A 16,221-nucleotide genomic window follows, 5' to 3' on the forward strand; every position below is an offset into this window, starting at 1 on the left:
CGACCCGTTTGCAATATGTAGTGGTTTTGTCTAAAATCTAGGCTGGATTTTTCCTGCTTATCTGTCATCGCTCTGCGGTGAAATTCTAAGGAGTTTTTTTCATGATTGCAGCCACACAAATTCGACGGGGTATGATATTGAAAGTGGATAATGAACTGTACTCTGTTATGACAGTTCAACACATCACACCCGGAAACTGGCGAGGTATGGTGCAAACCAAAATGCGCAACCTTCGCAGCGGAAAACAGACGGAACGTAGATTTCGATCTGAAGAAAGTGTTGATCGGATTAGTCTGGATACTCATGAGCTGGAGTATCTTTACAATGAAGGTAGCGATTATCATTTCATGAACACGGAAAACTATGAGCAGATCACATTGAATGCCGATACTCTCGGTGACGATGTTTACTACTTGATTCCGAATATTAAGGTGGAAGCTCAATTCCATGAAGGCCAACCGATCTCGATCGAAATGCCGAGTACCGTTGATTTGATAGTTTTAGAAACCGAACCAAGCGTTCGATCCGCAACCGTTACAAACGTGACAAAGGCCGCAAAACTGGAAACCGGACTGATTGTTCAAGTGCCTCAGTTTGTGAATACCGGTGAAAGGATTCGCATCGATACCACTGAAGGCAAATACATGCAGCGGGCTTGAAATGAGTTTTGGGGAAAAAAGAAGATCCGTACGTGTTCCGGTCGATTTTGAAGCCTCTTTCACCCGTGGAGAAAGGACTGTTGCCGCTCGTGTTTTGAATTTATCAGTAGATGGCGTTCTTTTGCGGACCTCTGAGATGCTGGATTCCGGAGACCCGATCCAGCTCACATTCGAGCTTGTGGATCAGGAAGTTCAAGTGAAAGGAAGAGTGGTCTGGGGTGGTTCAGTGGAAGACAGCGGTCGAACTTTCGGCATGGGTATTCATTTCGAAAATATTTCTGCGGTTCAGCAAGCGGCCATTGAACAATTCATACGCAACGTCCTGAAAATTTGAAGTCCTTACCAAAGCTATCCTCACGGTGGCTCCTCTACGTTCTCTTTTTCCTCAGTGGTTTTACAGGTTTGGTATATGAGATCTCGTGGTCACGCATCCTCTCCACTGTCCTGGGGAACACTTCGCTCGCAATCACAGTTGTCGTATCCATTTTCCTGGGTGGGTTGGCCCTTGGCAGCTTCGTGGCGCCGCGAATCTCCCTATTTCGCAGCCATCCTCTTCGAACTTACGCGGTTCTGGAATTTTTTGTTGCAAGCTACTCGGCCTGCACTCCGTGGTTGGGTGGCTGGGTGGATCAAATCTACGGCCATGCGTATGCCGGTGTCGCTTCTCAGTTCTGGCTTTCGGTTCTTCTCAAAGCAAGCATTACCGCGTTACTTTTTCTTCTTCCTGCGGTTGCCATGGGGGCCACTCTTCCCGTTCTGGTTCGCTCTTTTGCGGAAGACCAGAGGCGTCACAGCGCGGCGTTTCTCTATGGAATCAATACAGCAGGCGCCGTATTGGGAACGCTCCTTTGCGGATACATTTTACTCCCACATCTAGGAATAAAAACAACTATCGTTTCGACCGCTTTCCTGAATTTGGCCATCGGGCTGCTTGCGCTGTTTCTTTCGGCGCGGTCAACGTTCGAAGAATGGGAAGTTCGCGCGGGGGTGGGCCGGTTCCATCCTGCTTATCTCCTTGTGTTTCTCACAGGCTTTGCGTCGCTTTCCTACGAAATTCTATGGACGCGCGCCCTTTCCATGTTTTTTGGTTCCTCTGTTTATGCTTTCAGCTCCATTCTCTCTGCTTTCTTACTCGGTATCGCTTGCGGGAGCAGCTATTATTCCAAACGAATCTCGGAAGGAGCGGACCCGTATCAATTCTTCAGCCTGATTCAGTTCCGGATCTGTCTTGCGGCGATTTTTTTTCTGGGTGTTTTTATGGGGGTTCCATATTTGCTCATCTGGCTTTATCAGTCGTTGTATGATTCCTTTGCATTATTTCAGACTGCGCAATTTCTTTTGATTGGCGCAACCGTTTTCTATGCCACATTTTTGAGCGGAGCGGCGTTTCCCGCAGCTCTGCAATTCTTTCGCAGTCAATCGAAGGATCTTCCGCGGCATGTAGCAAACATTTACAGTTTCAATACAGTTGGCAGTATAGCCGGCAGCATCTGCGCCGGTTTTCTTTTGATTCCATCGCTGGGTGTGGAACGATCGATCCGGTTGATGGGTCTTTTGAATCTCATCATTGGAATTGTTTGTTTTCGCAAAAGTCATCCAAAGCATCACGATAGGAAGGTGCTTGCGATCGGCGCGGTATGTCTTCTGCTGTTGTTGATGTTGCCGCAATGGAATCAGTCTATCTACAATTCAGGCTTCTACGCATTCGCCTACAAATACGTTCCGAAACAGGCAAGTGCGAAAAAGATTCCACCGCGATATCTTGAGTCAGGTTTGCTCCCAGTGCCACATTCTGCTCAAGAGTTCAGGTTGATCTACTATGGAGAGGGTTTAACGGCTACGGTGGCCGTTGTGGAGCAACAAAAAAACATCAGGAGTTTGTTGATCAACGGAAAACCGGATGCGTCGAATGTCCCCACGGGCGACATGCGCACGCAATTGTTGCTCGGGCATTTGCCTGTGCTCCTGAAAGGGGATGCCGATGAGGCCCTCGTGATTGGCCTGGGAAGCGGGGTGACTTCAGGAGCGCTGGTTACTCATGGACTGCGCCGCATCGATTGCGTAGAAATTGAGAAGAAAGTCGCAGAGGCCGCTCGATTTTTTGATAAAGAAAACTTGAGGGTGATGGATCGAAAGATTTTTCGTCTCATTCTGGATGACGGACGAAATTTTGTTCGTCATAGTTCCGGTCGGTACGATGTGATTACTTCAGAACCGAGCAACCTGTGGATGTCAGGTGTCGCCAATTTGTTCACGCGCGAGTTCTTTCTTTCTGCAAAACAAAGGTTGAAGCCGGGTGGAATCATGTGCCAGTGGATCCATTTGTATCAAATTTCCATGGAGGACGTTCTGATTTTTCTCAAGACGTTTCACTCTGTTTTTCCTTACTTATCCATATGGATCGATGAAAGCGATATGCTGGTCCTTGGCGCGGCAGAGCCTATTCCAGTGAGCCGAAACGTTCTGGCGCAACGGATGTCGGATCCGGCCGTTTGGTGGTCCATGCATCGTTCTTCCATTACGCCTGATTATCTTTTTGCGCGCTATGTTGGAGATGACAGAATGATGCAGGTCGTTCGGAAAACGGTTCCGCTAAACCTGGATGATCATCCGATTCTAGAGTTTTCCGCTCCTAAAAGCCTGTTCGTGAATCACTCCAGCCAGATCGCTCGAAGCTTGATCACTTTCCAACGACTCGCCGAACTGAACAAGCTTTGAGCAGTAGCTCGAGTAAGAAGGGAGATAAGGAGATACTTGAGATATGGGATATAAAAAAATATCTCCTTATCTCCATCGTCCCCTTATCCCCCTTCTTACACAACCGGCAGGTGAACTCGGAAGACGCTTCCTTCAGGATTGCTATCCACGTGGATCGAACCATTGTGAGACAGGACGAGTTTCTGGACAATCGCCAATCCGAGTCCAACACCGTCCTGTTTTGTTGAGTAAAACGGCGTAAAAATGCGTTCAAGATCTTCCGGCCGGATACCATTCCCGTTGTCTCTGATTTCTATGCGGGATGCTTTCCCTTCCGCTGTTACGCTGCCGCTTACCGAAACGCATCCTTTCCGGCCCGTTCCTTTGAGAGCTTCTACGGCGTTTCGGAACAGGTTGGAAAAGACTTGACGCAACATCGCTTCATCACCCGGGATTTCGGGAAATTCTCCGCGACATTCGAAATCGACCTCTTTTGAAGTCACTGTGGTTTCTGCGATGCAATCCTGAATGATTTCACGTAGATTTACTTTTTCGAAATGTGGCTGCACAGGTTTTGCGAACGAAAGGAAATCATTGACCACTTTTTGAAGAGAATTGATTTCCTTATGGATGGGGGCAATGTAAGTTTTTTGTTCGAGAGTGATTCTGTCTTCCACCATTTGCAGGTATCCGGTGACGGTTGCAATGGAATTCCGAAATTCGTGCGCTACGCCTGCCGCCATTTCTCCAAGACTTGCGAATTTTTCTTTTTGCGCCATGTGCTGTTGAAGCATTTTGAACTCTGTAATATCCGAAAAAATACAGAACACTCCCGAAAATTGTTGCTGGCGGTCCTGCAGGGGCATGATGCTTGCGCTGAGAAAACGTGAATTTCCTCTGGCCGTTTGAAGCACCATCTCGGCGCGCACAATGTGATTCTTTTGCGCAAAACAATTGCGAATGTCCTGTAAAAGCAACGGTGAATATTTCGGAACGACCGATTCGTAAGGCTGGTTCACGGCTGTGAGTCTGGATGCTTCGAGGATCTGTTCCGCCGCGTGGTTGAAGACGCGGATCTTTCCCGATCGATCGATCAAAATCAGCCCGCTTCCGATACTGCGCAGCAAATCCTGATTCAAATGCTCTACATCATCCGCGCGCGCTTTTTCCGCCTGATGCAAGCGATTGAGCTCCTGCTCTTTCTCTTTTAGTTTGGCGATTACACCTTTGAAAGTCCCGATCAGGAAATCGGAGTCGTTTCGGTTGCCGGTCGAAGGCAAATCGGAGGGAGCAGATCGCGCTGTCTGCATTAAAACTCGCAGGGGACGTAATGTAGATTCAATAAAGTAGAAACCGAGGATTGCAGCGAATCCTATAACCAGCAAATTCAGGTAGTTGATGATTTTTGCAGAACGCTCAATCCTGAAAAGCCTTTCCGCATTGAACAAAAGGAGCACTGCGGACAATCCTTGCTCACGGGGAGGGTTCACGCGGCGGACCAGATACGGTTCCGAATGGGTGCTGGCATTCGGAAAATTTGACGCTGAGCTGAGCTGCTGTATCAAATCCCCGGGAAGCGGCTGGTGAAACTTCTCCAGGATTTGAAAGCCTTTTCCATAAACGATAATTCCATCCAGCTTGTGAAGGTTGCACAAAGTTCGCAGCGTTTCGGCGCTCAATGGCGCACGTTCCAGCTCTGAATTGGTTTGCTCCGCTACGATTCGCATTCGGTCTTCTATGTTCTGCCCAAGCGAATCCAGCGCAAGATTCAGGACCTTATTGGAATTGTAGTTGTGAAGAACCAGCGCAATCAGGAATAAAACAACGATCAGCCGAAAGCTGTTATGCATAGTAGTGCCATGACTTATAAAACTGCGCGGAGCTGGTCGCACGCCCAATCGATTTCCTCCTGCGAAATCACCAGAGGCGGAGCCAACCGGATCACATGTTCGTGCGTTTCTTTGCAGAGCATTCCACGCCCTTTGAGCGCTTCGCAAAATTTACGCGCGCCACCTGCTTCCGGCTTTAAATCGATTCCAATAAAGAGTCCGCGGCCTCGAACCTGTTTGATATAACGGCTCGGAATCTCTCTCACTTTGTTGAGGAAATACTTTCCCAGTTCAGCCGATTTTTCCACCAGCCTTTCTTCTACAATGACTTTTAACGCTTCCCGCGCGACGGCGCAGGCCAGGGGATTCCCTCCAAACGTACTCCCATGATCTCCAGGCCGGTAGACTCCTAGAATTTCGCGACTCGCTAGCACTCCTGAAATCGGATAGAAACCGCCCCCGAGTGCTTTTCCAATGATTACCATGTCGGAATGCACACCTTCGTAATCAGCGGCGAACATAGTTCCCGCGCGGCCCAGCCCGCTTTGAATCTCATCAGTAATAAACAAAACGTTATTCTCTTTGCAAATTTCTGCAGCTCTCTTGAGATAACCTTCCGGCGGAAACTTTACACCACTCTCTCCCTGAATCGGTTCAACAAGAAAACCGGCGGTATTTGGAGTAATCGCCTTGCGCAAGGCATCAGCATCGCCGTAGGGAATCAATTTGAAGCCGGGTGTGTAGGGTCCGAAATCTTCCCGGTACTGCGGTTCACTCGAAAAACTGATGATAGTAGTCGTGCGCCCGTGAAAATTATCTTCGCACACAATGATTTCCGCTTTGTCTTTTTCAATCCCTTTCTTTACATAGCCCCATTTGCGTGCCGTCTTAACCGCTGTTTCTACAGCTTCCGCACCCGAGTTCATCAACAGAGTCATTTCGTAACCGGTAAGTTCACAAAGCTCTTTGCAAAACAGTCCGAACTGATCATTGCGAAAGGCGCGTGAAGTTAGAGTCACTTTTCCCGCTTGTTCGACAAGCGCTTTCATAATGCGTGGATGCCTGTGTCCCTGGTTCACCGCTGAATATGCGCTCAGACAGTCCAGGTAGCGGTTTCCCTCAACGTCATATACCCAGACGCCCTCCGCACGATTGATCACAACATCCAGCGGATGATAATTTCTGGCGCTGTATCGTTCTTCCAACTCAACAAAACTCTTTGTATTCATATATAATTTCTCCTCACTGTAGTGGCAGAGCATTTGCCATTGTAACGTGAATAGCTCCGAAATTCCAAAGATGCCTGCTATAGTACCGCCAGCTTCCTGCCCAGCTAAATGCTCTGCTAGCCATTGATTTTGCAGAGCATTTTCATGTGACAAAGTATGTTGAGTAAGGGCTCACAATAAATTACTGAATATGTTTATACATGCCGCATGGAAAATGCTCGGCCACTACGAAGGACTCCAGTACACATTTTTCAATAGACGGACATCGGCGTTAGGAGTCAATTCAAAGCCCTGCATCTCCTTTCGAAATACTGCAACATTGTTTTCATACCAGAGTGATACATAAGGACAATCTTCAGCGATTTTCTTCTGTATAAGAGAATAGAAGTATTTCTGCTGATCTTCTGTTTCTGCCGTGCGGGCTCCTTCAACCCATCGATCGATTTGCGGATCGCTGTACTTGCCACGGTTTCTGGTTCCGTTTGTAGAAAAAATATTCCGGTAAATATCGGGATCGCTTTCTCCAATCCATGTGAGCATAAACATTTGAAAATTTCCGCGGTTGATGTCCGAAAAAAAGGTTCCAAATTCGTAAGTCCGGACTTTCAATCCGATACCAACTGTTTTCAGCTGACTTTGAAAAACTGATGCAAGCATTCGTCTGAATTCATTGGTGCTTGATTTGTGTGTTAAATAGAAACGCATTTTTGGACCCTCTCCATCCGGGTCTGGATGGCCCGCTTCGTTCAATAGCGCTTTGGCTTTTCCAGGATCGTGGGAAAGAATCAATACATCTTTTTCGTAAGACCAGTGATGAGGCGCGAGCAATCCGCTGGCGCGCGTCGCAGCGCCATGGTACAGCTTCCGGACGATCTCTTCGCGGTCAATTGCGTATCCGATGGCCTGGCGAACTCTCCGGTCTTTCAACAGGCCGTCTTTCATGTTGAAGCCCAGGTACGAATAGTTGTTGCCCGGTGAAAGGATGGTCTTCAGGTGCGGTTGGTTCTTCAGCACGGAATAATGGTCCGGAGGAACAATTACAGCTCCCATGACAAGATCCAGAGAGCCTTTTTGGAGTTCCAGCGCGCGCGTAGTTGCATCCGAGATCATCCGGATCCGCAGAAACCGCGTGCGCGGTGCTCCATCAAAGTATTTTTGATTTGCTTCCAGTACCGCTTCAGCATCTTGACGATAAGAGCGCAATACGTACGGCCCCGTCCCGATCGGTGTGCGCGCGAAATCTGATTTTGCTCCTTTCGGAACGATTCCCACATTTAAATTCACCAGAAGTCCGTTAAAAGGCTCGCTCAATTCCATTTCCACAATATCTTCTCCAACCGACCGAACGGTCACTACACTCCCGAGTGCAGCTTTCTTGGTAGTGAGAATCGACCCTTTCAGAATCGATTCGTAAGTGTAGACAACGTCTTCCGCACTCATCGGTTTCCCATCATGAAAAAAGATTCCCGGTCGCAAATAGAAGCGATACCGCAGGAGTGTAATCTTCTCAAAGCGGGAACACGCGTCCGGCACCATTCTTCCTTGAGCGTCTTTGCGCAGGAGACCATTAAAGATCAGGTTATGAAAATCTTCCGATGCTGCATCCAGCCCGATTCTGGGATCGAGATTGGTGGGAAATGAGGAAAGCGCCATAACAATTGTGTCCGGCTGGTAAGAAGTCAGGTGAGGGGAGCCACATCCGTAGATGAAAAGGAAAAGGAGAACGTATGAATATCTTAGAAGCAATTGATTAGAAGAAGCTTTCAGGAACGGTGACGACATCTCCTTCAAACAGAAGTATGTCTTCCACTTTGCCTTTCAGAATATCTTTTAGATTTGCCTTGATGACGTTTTCTGCTCCGACTGAATTCTTTCTCTTGATTCTTATATCGGATTGTTTCGCGGATTCTGAGGGACCACCTGCAGCAGCGATTGCGGACATGAGCGTAATCGGTGTCGCGCTGCTGAGCTGTACAGCTCCGGGGTTTCGTACAGCGCCAAATACATAAATGGTAATTTTCATTTCCACCGGAACATTGACGACATCTCCCGGGTAGATGGGAATGTTCAGCTCCTGATTGCCGTTGATCATGAGATCCCGCAGGTTGATCTCGATCTTCGGCGAACCCGGTCGAAATACGTAACATTTCGATCCCGCATTTGGAGATAATCCACCTGCTTCCGAAAGTAATTGCAACAATGTACGCTGGCTCATGACGTAATAGGCGCCCGGTTGTTTGACTTCTCCCAACAAAGATACCTGGCGGCTCTTGTATTCTTTTACATTGACCGAAACATTTGCGTTGTTCACATACTTCTCTTGTAACGCTGTGGCAATTTTTTGTTCCACGTCTTTCTTCTTCAGGCCGCGAACCTCTATACTGCCAATGAGAGGCATGGTGATTGTGCCATCCCCCTGTACTCTTGCTGTCGTGTTGAATTGGGGGAGCTCAAAAACAGCAACTTCCAACAAATCTTCCGGTCCGATTACGATATCTTGAATTCCTACCGGAGCCGGCGGAGTCTTAAATACCTGGACCGGCGCGGGCGCGGGAGTAGAAGTCGTGGGTGGCGGGGTCTTCGTTTTTGCCGCCGGAGTTTTGCTGTCCGTTTTCACTGGTTTGGTTGCCGCAAGGGAAAGAGCCAGAACAATGCCGTCCTTCGTTTTGTAAACCGAATAGTCCAAACGGTTCTTCAGGTCAACGGTAATTCGCGAAATAGTGTCCCGTCCTTTTGCATAAAGAGAAGTTCGAACGCGATGAACATAGGTATTTTCATCTGCTTCGATGATGTTTGGATATAGCGCGTTTTTTACATTAGGAAAATCAAGCGCGATCCTGGGCGGATTATCCATGATCAACGTATTGCATTCCAGTTTTCCTTCACCGGTAATGAATACATTAAAACGATCTGATTCGGGCTTCAGCGAGATCTTCGTTATCGTGCCGACCTGTTGGGCAAAAAGATAGGTAGACAAAAAGAGCGCAAAAAAAAATGCGAGTTTTTTCATGAGAACTTACGAAAACCAAAAACTACGGTCTGGAAGGACTGACTTCTTCGTCTTCATCCCGCCCGATAATTCCTCCCGCAACCACTACAGCAGGAACGACCCAAATGTAGGGCGGAACCTTCCTACACAAATCACAATCATCCATCAAAAAGAGGGTATTTCTTTCCTGCAAAGATACGCATGTTTTGATCAGGATGTCCTTTTCTGTGGAAGCCTGGACCGTTATTTTGTTTGCCAGGAGGAATTCACCTTTGACCTTCTCCATCATCGTTTCATCTTTCCCTTTATAAAACACGGAAAAGGAATAGGTGCCGTCTGCTACGTCATCAAACTCATAACAACCGTTCTTGTCGGTTTCATCTTCGCGGGCCTCTCCGGTTTCTGTGTTTACGATCCGAACCGTGACACCGTGTAGGGGTTTATCCTTGTCGTAATCATACACCCGACCTTCTATGTCAACTTCTTTTTTGTTCTTGTTTTCTTGTTGAGGTTGAGCCCAGGTTGTGCCTGTTCCTAATGGAAGCATCAACCCGATGCACAAGATGGCAACAATTCGAACGAAATCAAGCTTCTTCATATCCAACCCCCTTCCCAGGATGCTGGTTCAGTGAGAACTCTAAGGTATCATAGAACAGGAACTAGGGGTAGTCAAATTGAGCGCGAAAAAAGATGCCGGAATACTGTTTACTCACGTCCTATTGATCTACTTTTTTTCGCGCCTTTTTTTGGAAGCGATCGGCTTACTGTCCCTGTTTTATTTTCCGTCGGCACGGGCGGTTTTTCCAATGAAGGACCTCCTGTATCACGAGCGGGTCGCGCCGTATGTAGAAATCTGGGCGCGCTGGGATTCCGAATGGTATTTGTTGATGGCCGATCACGGATACGATTCTTACGACTATTTTAAGGAGGAGGGGGGCGGTCGCTATCGTCCGGCTGATATTGCGAAATTCCCGTTATACCCGTGGACGATTCGGCTGTTTTCTTTCTTGACTGGCAATGCCGTTTACGCAGGGGTGATTGTCTCTAACGTCGCAACCGTGATTTTCCTCTACTATTTTTACAGACTTGCCGCGAAGCTGCTTGATTCTGAGAATGCGGCACAAGCATGCCTTTTCTATGTGTTTTTTCCAACGAGTTTTTTTTTCAATGCTGTTTACACCGAATCTTTGTTTCTGGCAGCGCTCGTTGCGGCATTTTTTTTTCTGGAGGAGAAAAAACTCGTTCCTGCTATGCTTGGCGCCGGGCTCGCGGTTCTTTGCCGATCCACCGGAATTCTGGCTCTTCCGGCGCTGGTCTGGTTAGCAATGCTTCGGTTTCCCGATCAAAAATTCAAGAGTTGTCTGGCGATGGTTTTTGCCTGTTTCCTATCGTTCACTATTTATCTGATTGTGATCTGGCAGTCTTTTGGGAGTATCGACGCGGTCATTGCCGGACCCGATTACTGGCGTGGACAAACCAGCTATCCGTTGTATGCACTGGTCCGCTTTTTGAGCAATCCAATTGCTATTCACGGTCAGCACAACTCAATAATCGATTTTTCATTGGCGATCATGCACCTCACCGCACTTGTGGTTTCGTTTCGCCGGCTCCCGGTTCCGTACTTTGTGTATAGTATTTTCGTAATTGTTTTTCCATTGTCCAGCAGCTTATTTTCTTTTTCCAGACTCTGCCTGCTAAATTTTCCTTTCTTTTTATTTTTAGGAAGTCAGCTTTCCGGGCGATGGGCGTTGGTTCTGCAGACTCTGTTCGCAATGCTGCTTGCTTTTTTTATGGCGGCATTTGCGAACTGGTATTGGGTTGGATAGCGTCGACTCGTTTGCGCGTTGCGCGTCTTTCGCGTCAGCTTCAGACGCGGGGACTCGCAGGCGCGCGACTCGAAGACGCATTTCGCGCAGACGCAATCAGCTGCCGCAGGCTTCGCGCTCTTTCTTCGATCCGCTCAAATTTTGCTTGCAGAATGTCCTGTGGATCAAAGAGATAGGTCACAAAAGCAACAGCATACGCTCCCGCCTCCAGGTATGCAAGCGCATTGGTTGCATCCACACCAGCATGGCTGGGAACCAGGCGCAAAAAGGGCATCGGTCCCAAACAGGCGCGAATATACTTGGGGCCTCCGGGTGGATCTGGAAAGACTTTTTGCAATGGAGCACCTGTGCGATAGGCTTGCAGCATTTCGGAAGGCGTAAAGGTCCCTGGAATTATGGCAACATTCATCTCTTTTGCCGCAGTAATTACATCGGGATCCGTTACTGGAGAAACAAGGAATTTTGCGCCGCGCGAGACCGCTTCTCGCGCGCTTTCAACGCTCAGAACTGAACCCGCGCCCACAATCAAATCCGAATGCCACGAGAAATCCTTAATAAGATCCATCGCCCCGGGAATGGTCAGAGTAAATTCGATAATCCGGAACCCTCCGAGAACTGCCGCCTCCATTGCGCGTTTTGCCGCTTCCTGATTGTTCGTCCGCAACACAGCGCTGCATCGTTCTTGCCACAATACATCCAGAAACTCATCCGTTTTCATAACGTGCCGATTCTATCATGTGAATGGAATTCTTTCTTGGCGGGCTTGGCGCCTTGGCGGTTAAATTACGGAACAAACTCGAAACGATTGAAGACGACTTCTACCTCTGAGCCGTTGGAAGGACCGCGGCCGCGGAATAGCCAGAGGTTGATGCGAGCATTTTCATCGCCAGGCGTCGGGATTCCGGAGGTGAAGGTCCATTCCTGCACGATATCGGACGGCGCCGGCGGAAGAGAATGACCTTTGACGCTCTGACAAAACACGGAGCCGTTTTGCCACCGGAAGCTATGCATCGACAAAGGTGAACCGGCCGGCCACTCGAACCGGTGAATATTTTGAGGGACATCATAAGGTTGCACTACATACTGGGCGTTCTGATTATTGGCGTTTCCCCACCGGGACATTTCAATATCGAGCTCGATGTGGTTTTGCGCAGGATTATCACTCCATGTGAATAGGCCTAGCACGACATTGCGGTCCAGATTATCCACAGCGGAATCTAAATAAAAACGATAAGTACCGTAGCCCAGGTTCTGATTCAGAATCACTTCTGAACAGTGCCATTTTCCTTTGTTCTTGCGAATCTTCATGTGCAGTTTCCCGAAACTGTCCACCCAAACACTCTGTGTTGAATCGGAAAAATAGTTCGGTCCCGGTCCTACACGTCCGTGGCTGGTTTTTACACTCCAGACGTAACCTGAAAAGACGATTTGCCGGGGGTAGGCAGCCAGAAGGGTTGTGGCGAACCATAACACGACTAGCGCCAGCCCCGCGCATACTCTCGCTCGCATTGCGGAAATTGTACCATTTTCCCTTCCTTCTTTGAAACAATTCGCTACAATTGTTCAGATGAACCGGGGACTCTGGCTGGCTCCTGCTATATCTATAGTACTATACTTCCTTCCAATTCCACTCAGTCCTGAAGGACACAGGATGCTCGCAATCCTGGGGCTCGCAACAACTTTGTGGGTTAGCGAGGCGCTGCCTTTGCCGGCTACCGCTTTGTTAATCGCGGTGCTGGTGATTCTTTTTGGAATCGCTCCCGCCTCGGAAGTTTTTTCCATTTTTGCCGATCCGCTCTTGTTTCTTTTTATCGGGAGTTTTATGCTCGCCGAGGCGATGCAAGTGCATGGCCTTGACCGGCGGCTGGCGCACGGAATCCTTCGCGCTCGCTGGGTGCGCGCGAGAGCGGGCCGCATGGTTTTTGTGTACTGCTCCATTTCCTTTTTGATTTCGATGTGGGTCAGCAATACTGCCACAACGGCCATGCTCTATCCGATCGGTTTATCAATGATCCGGATTTTTGAGGAACAAGACCGGAAAACGCTTGCCCCGCTCATCCTTTTGATGACCTCCTTTGGGTCTTCGATCGGAGGCATGGCGACTCCGGTGGGAACGCCTCCGAATTTAATCGGCATTGGATTTCTGCGGGAGCTTGCTGGAACTTCGATCACATTTGGTCAATGGATGAAAACCGCGGTTCCTATTTCTGTCGCAACTTTTCTCGGGATCTATTTTGGTATGCGTCTGTTCTATTCCAACAAGGCTCTTCAAGATCCGATGCCGGAACTTTCCACGGAAAGCGTGAGCGCCGAACAACGCCGGGCGCAGAATAATGTTGCCCTTGCTTTTGGCATTACCGTGTTCTTGTGGTTGTTACCAAGCTTTTCCATGCTCTTTGGCGCGGATGTTAAATGGTGGGAGAGCCGTCTTCCGGAATCGGTTGTAGCCATCATCGGAGCGCTGTTGCTGTTTTTGTTGCCGGTCAATTGGAAGGAACGCAAGTTTACGATCACATGGAAGCAAGCTCAAAATATTAACTGGGGCATTATTCTTCTTTTCGGCGGGGGGCTGGTTCTCGGCAAATTCCTTTTTAAAACAGGGGTGGCAGAGTATCTGGGTGACTCATTGGCCGCAATCTATCCCTTTGATTCTGAATTCATGTATCTTTTGTTGTTCACTCTGCTTGCCGTGTTCATTTCGGAATTTACATCAAATACAGCTTCAGCCACTTTGATCCTTCCGATCTGTATTGCAGTTTGCCAGGCGGTTTCGATCGATCCTTTTCGTCCGGCCCTTGCAGCGACGCTCGCGTCCAGCCTCGGCTTTATGCTTCCCGTTTCCACGGCGCCCAATGCAATCGTGTTTGGATCCGGGATGATTCCAATTCAAACGATGATTCGTTACGGTGTTTTGCTCGATTTGATCGGCGCGTTTTTAGTTGCGGTCGGAGTTTATTTCGTGGCGTAGCGGAGTTTTACTCCCAGGTAACTGTACGCCCATGATTCTCCTTTTGCAGATACGCCATCAGCGGCTTGAAATATTCGAGCATGGCTCGCGTGCTCAACTCCTCTCCCGTTTTTTCTTTCAGAACTTCCCGCCAATCGCGAGTTTGGCCGAGCTTCAATAAGTCCCACAGAAATTTTCCTACCTCTTTATTCCCATAGTAGTTCGCGTTGTTCGGATCCGTCTTCAAGATCTTCCGGGAAATATGGTCATGGAGTTGATACTTGATCGCGGCTGCAAGCGCATAGTCGTAGTACTGGGCCGGATCATCATTAATGTGTGTTTTCGTTGCGGGATCGCAAAATTGTTCTGCGCGAGGTTCCGGTGGAGCCACGCCCTGATATTTGGCAACGTATTCCCACCATCGTTTGTTGTATTCATCCGGTGAAAGACTTTTCTCGTAGAAATCGTACTCCCATCCGGTCATAACGCCGGCAGACCAAGGAATAAAAATCACTTCATCCAGCGCCTGATTCAAAAGCCATTTGTTCTGGTCGATTTTCTGATCCACGGGAAGCAAACCGATTTCGCGTAAATAAGGTTCCTGGGATGCTGCAATCTTGATCAAATCTCCGATTCCTTCATGAAAAGCGCGGTTGGCGCCTTCACGAAGCGTGAGCGGCACTTCCGGAGTGGAGTACGCGAGGTAATAATAGATGTGGCCCAGCTCATGATGCGTCGTTCCAAACCAGTTGAAATCCGGTTTCACACTCATCAGTGAACGAACGTCCTTGTCCAGATCGATATGCCAGGCGCTCGCATGCGTGTTCTTTTTTCGCTTGGAGCCAGGTGGTAAATCGTAAAGATCGGATTTCTCCCAAAAACTTTTTGGAAGCACCGGCATTCCCATGGATGTGTAGAATTTCTCTGCCTGTTGAATCACCCATTCTTTTGATTTGCTCTTAAAGAGTGGATCCAGATCGACGCCTTCCACGATTCCCGGCCAATCTTGCGACCAGCGGTTTCCCAGCCAGTGCGCGGGAATCATTTTGGGCACCGGTTGTTTGTATCTGGCGGCCAGCTCGTGCTTGGTCCATGTGTGCAATTGCTGATAGAGTGGCTTCAAATCCGCTACCAGTTTTTGAGTCAGAGCCATCATTTCGGGGACTGTCATTCCATAATCGGAGACTTCCAGAGCAAAGTAAGATGAGTATCCCGTTTCTTTGGCGATCCGGTTTCGCAACTTTTGCAGCTCAATCAAGCCGGGTTTTAGTGCGATACCTGATTCTTTCGAAACTTCCCATATTTTTTCCCGCTGCTCCAGATCGCGTGAATCCTTCAGGATGTCATCAATTTGGTTTGTCGTGATCGGCTTTAGACATTTATCTCCTTCCTTTTGTTCACAAAAAACAAAACCATCCAAAGTCGCGCTCTGCTTCGCCTCAGCGGCAACGCGTTCGCTCACGATATCGGAAATGGTGCCGGGCGCATGAGCGCCGTAATACAGAATCTTTTCAATCTGCCGCGCTTCGAGCGGCTTTAGTTGATCCTTGGATTTCAAGAAATTTCTGCTTCGGTCCAGGATGTATGTGCTTCCCTGAAAGGCTGCCAATGCCTTATCTGCTCCAATTCTTTCGCCCGTATGGATTTCGCTGACATCCGTTCCGGCGGCCCAGTAGGCTTCAGAGTTTACGGTATAAAGCCTTTGATAAAGGCTGTCATACATTTTAAGAAATTCCTCCATCGCCTGGTATTGGGAGAAAGCGACCGCGCAAATTGAAAGTAGAACGACGACAACAAGTTTCGTTTTCAGCATGGAATACTCCTGGTTTACCGCAGAGTGCGCTGAGGTCGCAGAGAATAAAAAAACTAGGAGATAAATCGGATCGACAGGATAGAACTGATATTTTTATTTATATTGAGCTTCATCCTGCCTATCGCCCCGATTCGGTTTATCACCTTATTTCTTTTTCCTTTTGCTGCGATCTCTGCGTTCTCTGCGGTAAGAGACTTAAAAGTAGCAACAAAAGTGTAGCAAAGCAACGAAT

13 protein-coding genes are annotated in these 16,221 nt (G+C 48.4%); 5 read left to right on the forward strand and 8 right to left on the reverse strand.

Going from position 1 to position 16,221, the window contains the following annotated elements; genetic code table 11:
• Positions 1-101 precede the first annotated feature (101 nt).
• Genes efp through L0156_07075 form a run of 3 tightly spaced genes read left to right on the forward strand, consistent with a single transcriptional unit; the run spans position 102 to position 3,377 of the window.
• On the forward strand, positions 102-659 hold the full coding sequence (gene efp / locus L0156_07065; protein MCI0602758.1) for an elongation factor P: 558 nt from the start codon (positions 102-104) through the stop codon (positions 657-659).
• Between the two features lies 1 nt (position 660).
• Positions 661-993, forward strand: a complete 333-nt coding sequence (locus L0156_07070) for a PilZ domain-containing protein (GenBank protein MCI0602759.1) — start codon at positions 661-663, stop codon at positions 991-993.
• Positions 990-3,377, forward strand: coding sequence for a fused MFS/spermidine synthase (locus L0156_07075; GenBank protein ID MCI0602760.1), 2,388 nt, complete (start codon positions 990-992; stop codon positions 3,375-3,377). The genes L0156_07070 and L0156_07075 overlap by 4 nt, the downstream gene beginning before the upstream one ends.
• Positions 3,378-3,472: 95 nt before the next feature.
• On the opposite strand, the gene L0156_07080 is transcribed toward L0156_07075, so the two are convergent.
• From L0156_07080 to L0156_07100, 5 genes are all read right to left on the reverse strand, one after another.
• Positions 3,473-5,206, reverse strand: coding sequence for an ATP-binding protein (locus tag L0156_07080; GenBank protein MCI0602761.1), 1,734 nt, complete (start codon positions 5,204-5,206; stop codon positions 3,473-3,475).
• A 14-nt stretch (positions 5,207-5,220) separates the two neighbouring features.
• A complete protein-coding gene (gene rocD / locus L0156_07085; GenBank protein ID MCI0602762.1) occupies positions 5,221-6,414 on the reverse strand; it encodes an ornithine--oxo-acid transaminase in 1,194 nt (397 codons plus the stop codon).
• A 225-nt stretch (positions 6,415-6,639) separates the two neighbouring features.
• Positions 6,640-8,196, reverse strand: coding sequence for an ABC transporter substrate-binding protein (locus L0156_07090; GenBank protein MCI0602763.1), 1,557 nt, complete (start codon positions 8,194-8,196; stop codon positions 6,640-6,642).
• Positions 8,165-9,424: a polysaccharide biosynthesis/export family protein gene (locus tag L0156_07095; GenBank protein ID MCI0602764.1), complete on the reverse strand. Its 1,260-nt coding sequence runs from the start codon at positions 9,422-9,424 to the stop codon at positions 8,165-8,167. The genes L0156_07090 and L0156_07095 overlap by 32 nt, the downstream gene beginning before the upstream one ends.
• Before the next feature lie 22 nt (positions 9,425-9,446).
• Positions 9,447-10,001 carry a carboxypeptidase-like regulatory domain-containing protein gene (locus L0156_07100; GenBank protein MCI0602765.1) on the reverse strand — a complete coding sequence of 185 codons (555 nt, stop codon included), beginning with the start codon at positions 9,999-10,001 and terminating at the stop codon, positions 9,447-9,449.
• Between the two features lie 208 nt (positions 10,002-10,209).
• Between L0156_07100 and L0156_07105 the strand changes: the two genes are divergently transcribed.
• Positions 10,210-11,229: a glycosyltransferase family 39 protein gene (locus L0156_07105; GenBank protein MCI0602766.1), complete on the forward strand. Its 1,020-nt coding sequence runs from the start codon at positions 10,210-10,212 to the stop codon at positions 11,227-11,229.
• 40 nt (positions 11,230-11,269) lie between these two features.
• Here L0156_07105 and L0156_07110 read toward each other — a convergent pair whose 3' ends face one another.
• On the reverse strand, positions 11,270-11,947 hold the full coding sequence (locus L0156_07110) for a 2-dehydro-3-deoxyphosphogluconate aldolase (protein MCI0602767.1): 678 nt from the start codon (positions 11,945-11,947) through the stop codon (positions 11,270-11,272).
• 65 nt (positions 11,948-12,012) lie between these two features.
• On the reverse strand, positions 12,013-12,738 hold the full coding sequence (locus L0156_07115) for a hypothetical protein (GenBank protein MCI0602768.1): 726 nt from the start codon (positions 12,736-12,738) through the stop codon (positions 12,013-12,015).
• A gap of 58 nt (positions 12,739-12,796) precedes the next feature.
• Between L0156_07115 and L0156_07120 the strand changes: the two genes are divergently transcribed.
• A complete protein-coding gene (locus L0156_07120) occupies positions 12,797-14,197 on the forward strand; it encodes an SLC13 family permease (GenBank protein MCI0602769.1) in 1,401 nt (466 codons plus the stop codon).
• A gap of 7 nt (positions 14,198-14,204) precedes the next feature.
• On the opposite strand, the gene L0156_07125 is transcribed toward L0156_07120, so the two are convergent.
• On the reverse strand, positions 14,205-15,989 hold the full coding sequence (locus tag L0156_07125) for a M2 family metallopeptidase (protein ID MCI0602770.1): 1,785 nt from the start codon (positions 15,987-15,989) through the stop codon (positions 14,205-14,207).
• Positions 15,990-16,221 lie beyond the last annotated feature (232 nt).

It is taken from the genome of bacterium (assembly GCA_022616075.1).
GTDB lineage: Bacteria > Acidobacteriota > HRBIN11 > JAKEFK01 > JAKEFK01 > JAKEFK01.

Excerpts from the sequence above, each read along its gene's own strand:
- efp (MCI0602758.1), top strand. The coding sequence starts at position 102 with ATGATTGCAGCCACACAAATTCGACGGGGTATGATATTGAAAGTGGAT.
- L0156_07070 (MCI0602759.1), top strand. The coding sequence starts at position 661 with ATGAGTTTTGGGGAAAAAAGAAGATCCGTACGTGTTCCGGTCGATTTT.
- L0156_07080 (MCI0602761.1), bottom strand. The coding sequence starts at position 5,206 with ATGCATAACAGCTTTCGGCTGATCGTTGTTTTATTCCTGATTGCGCTG.
- rocD (MCI0602762.1), bottom strand. The coding sequence starts at position 6,414 with ATGAATACAAAGAGTTTTGTTGAGTTGGAAGAACGATACAGCGCCAGA.
- L0156_07090 (MCI0602763.1), bottom strand. The coding sequence starts at position 8,196 with ATGTCGTCACCGTTCCTGAAAGCTTCTTCTAATCAATTGCTTCTAAGA.
- L0156_07095 (MCI0602764.1), bottom strand. The coding sequence starts at position 9,424 with ATGAAAAAACTCGCATTTTTTTTTGCGCTCTTTTTGTCTACCTATCTT.
- L0156_07100 (MCI0602765.1), bottom strand. The coding sequence starts at position 10,001 with ATGAAGAAGCTTGATTTCGTTCGAATTGTTGCCATCTTGTGCATCGGG.
- L0156_07105 (MCI0602766.1), top strand. The coding sequence starts at position 10,210 with ATGAAGGACCTCCTGTATCACGAGCGGGTCGCGCCGTATGTAGAAATC.
- L0156_07110 (MCI0602767.1), bottom strand. The coding sequence starts at position 11,947 with ATGAAAACGGATGAGTTTCTGGATGTATTGTGGCAAGAACGATGCAGC.
- L0156_07115 (MCI0602768.1), bottom strand. The coding sequence starts at position 12,738 with ATGCGAGCGAGAGTATGCGCGGGGCTGGCGCTAGTCGTGTTATGGTTC.
- L0156_07120 (MCI0602769.1), top strand. The coding sequence starts at position 12,797 with ATGAACCGGGGACTCTGGCTGGCTCCTGCTATATCTATAGTACTATAC.
- L0156_07125 (MCI0602770.1), bottom strand. The coding sequence starts at position 15,989 with ATGCTGAAAACGAAACTTGTTGTCGTCGTTCTACTTTCAATTTGCGCG.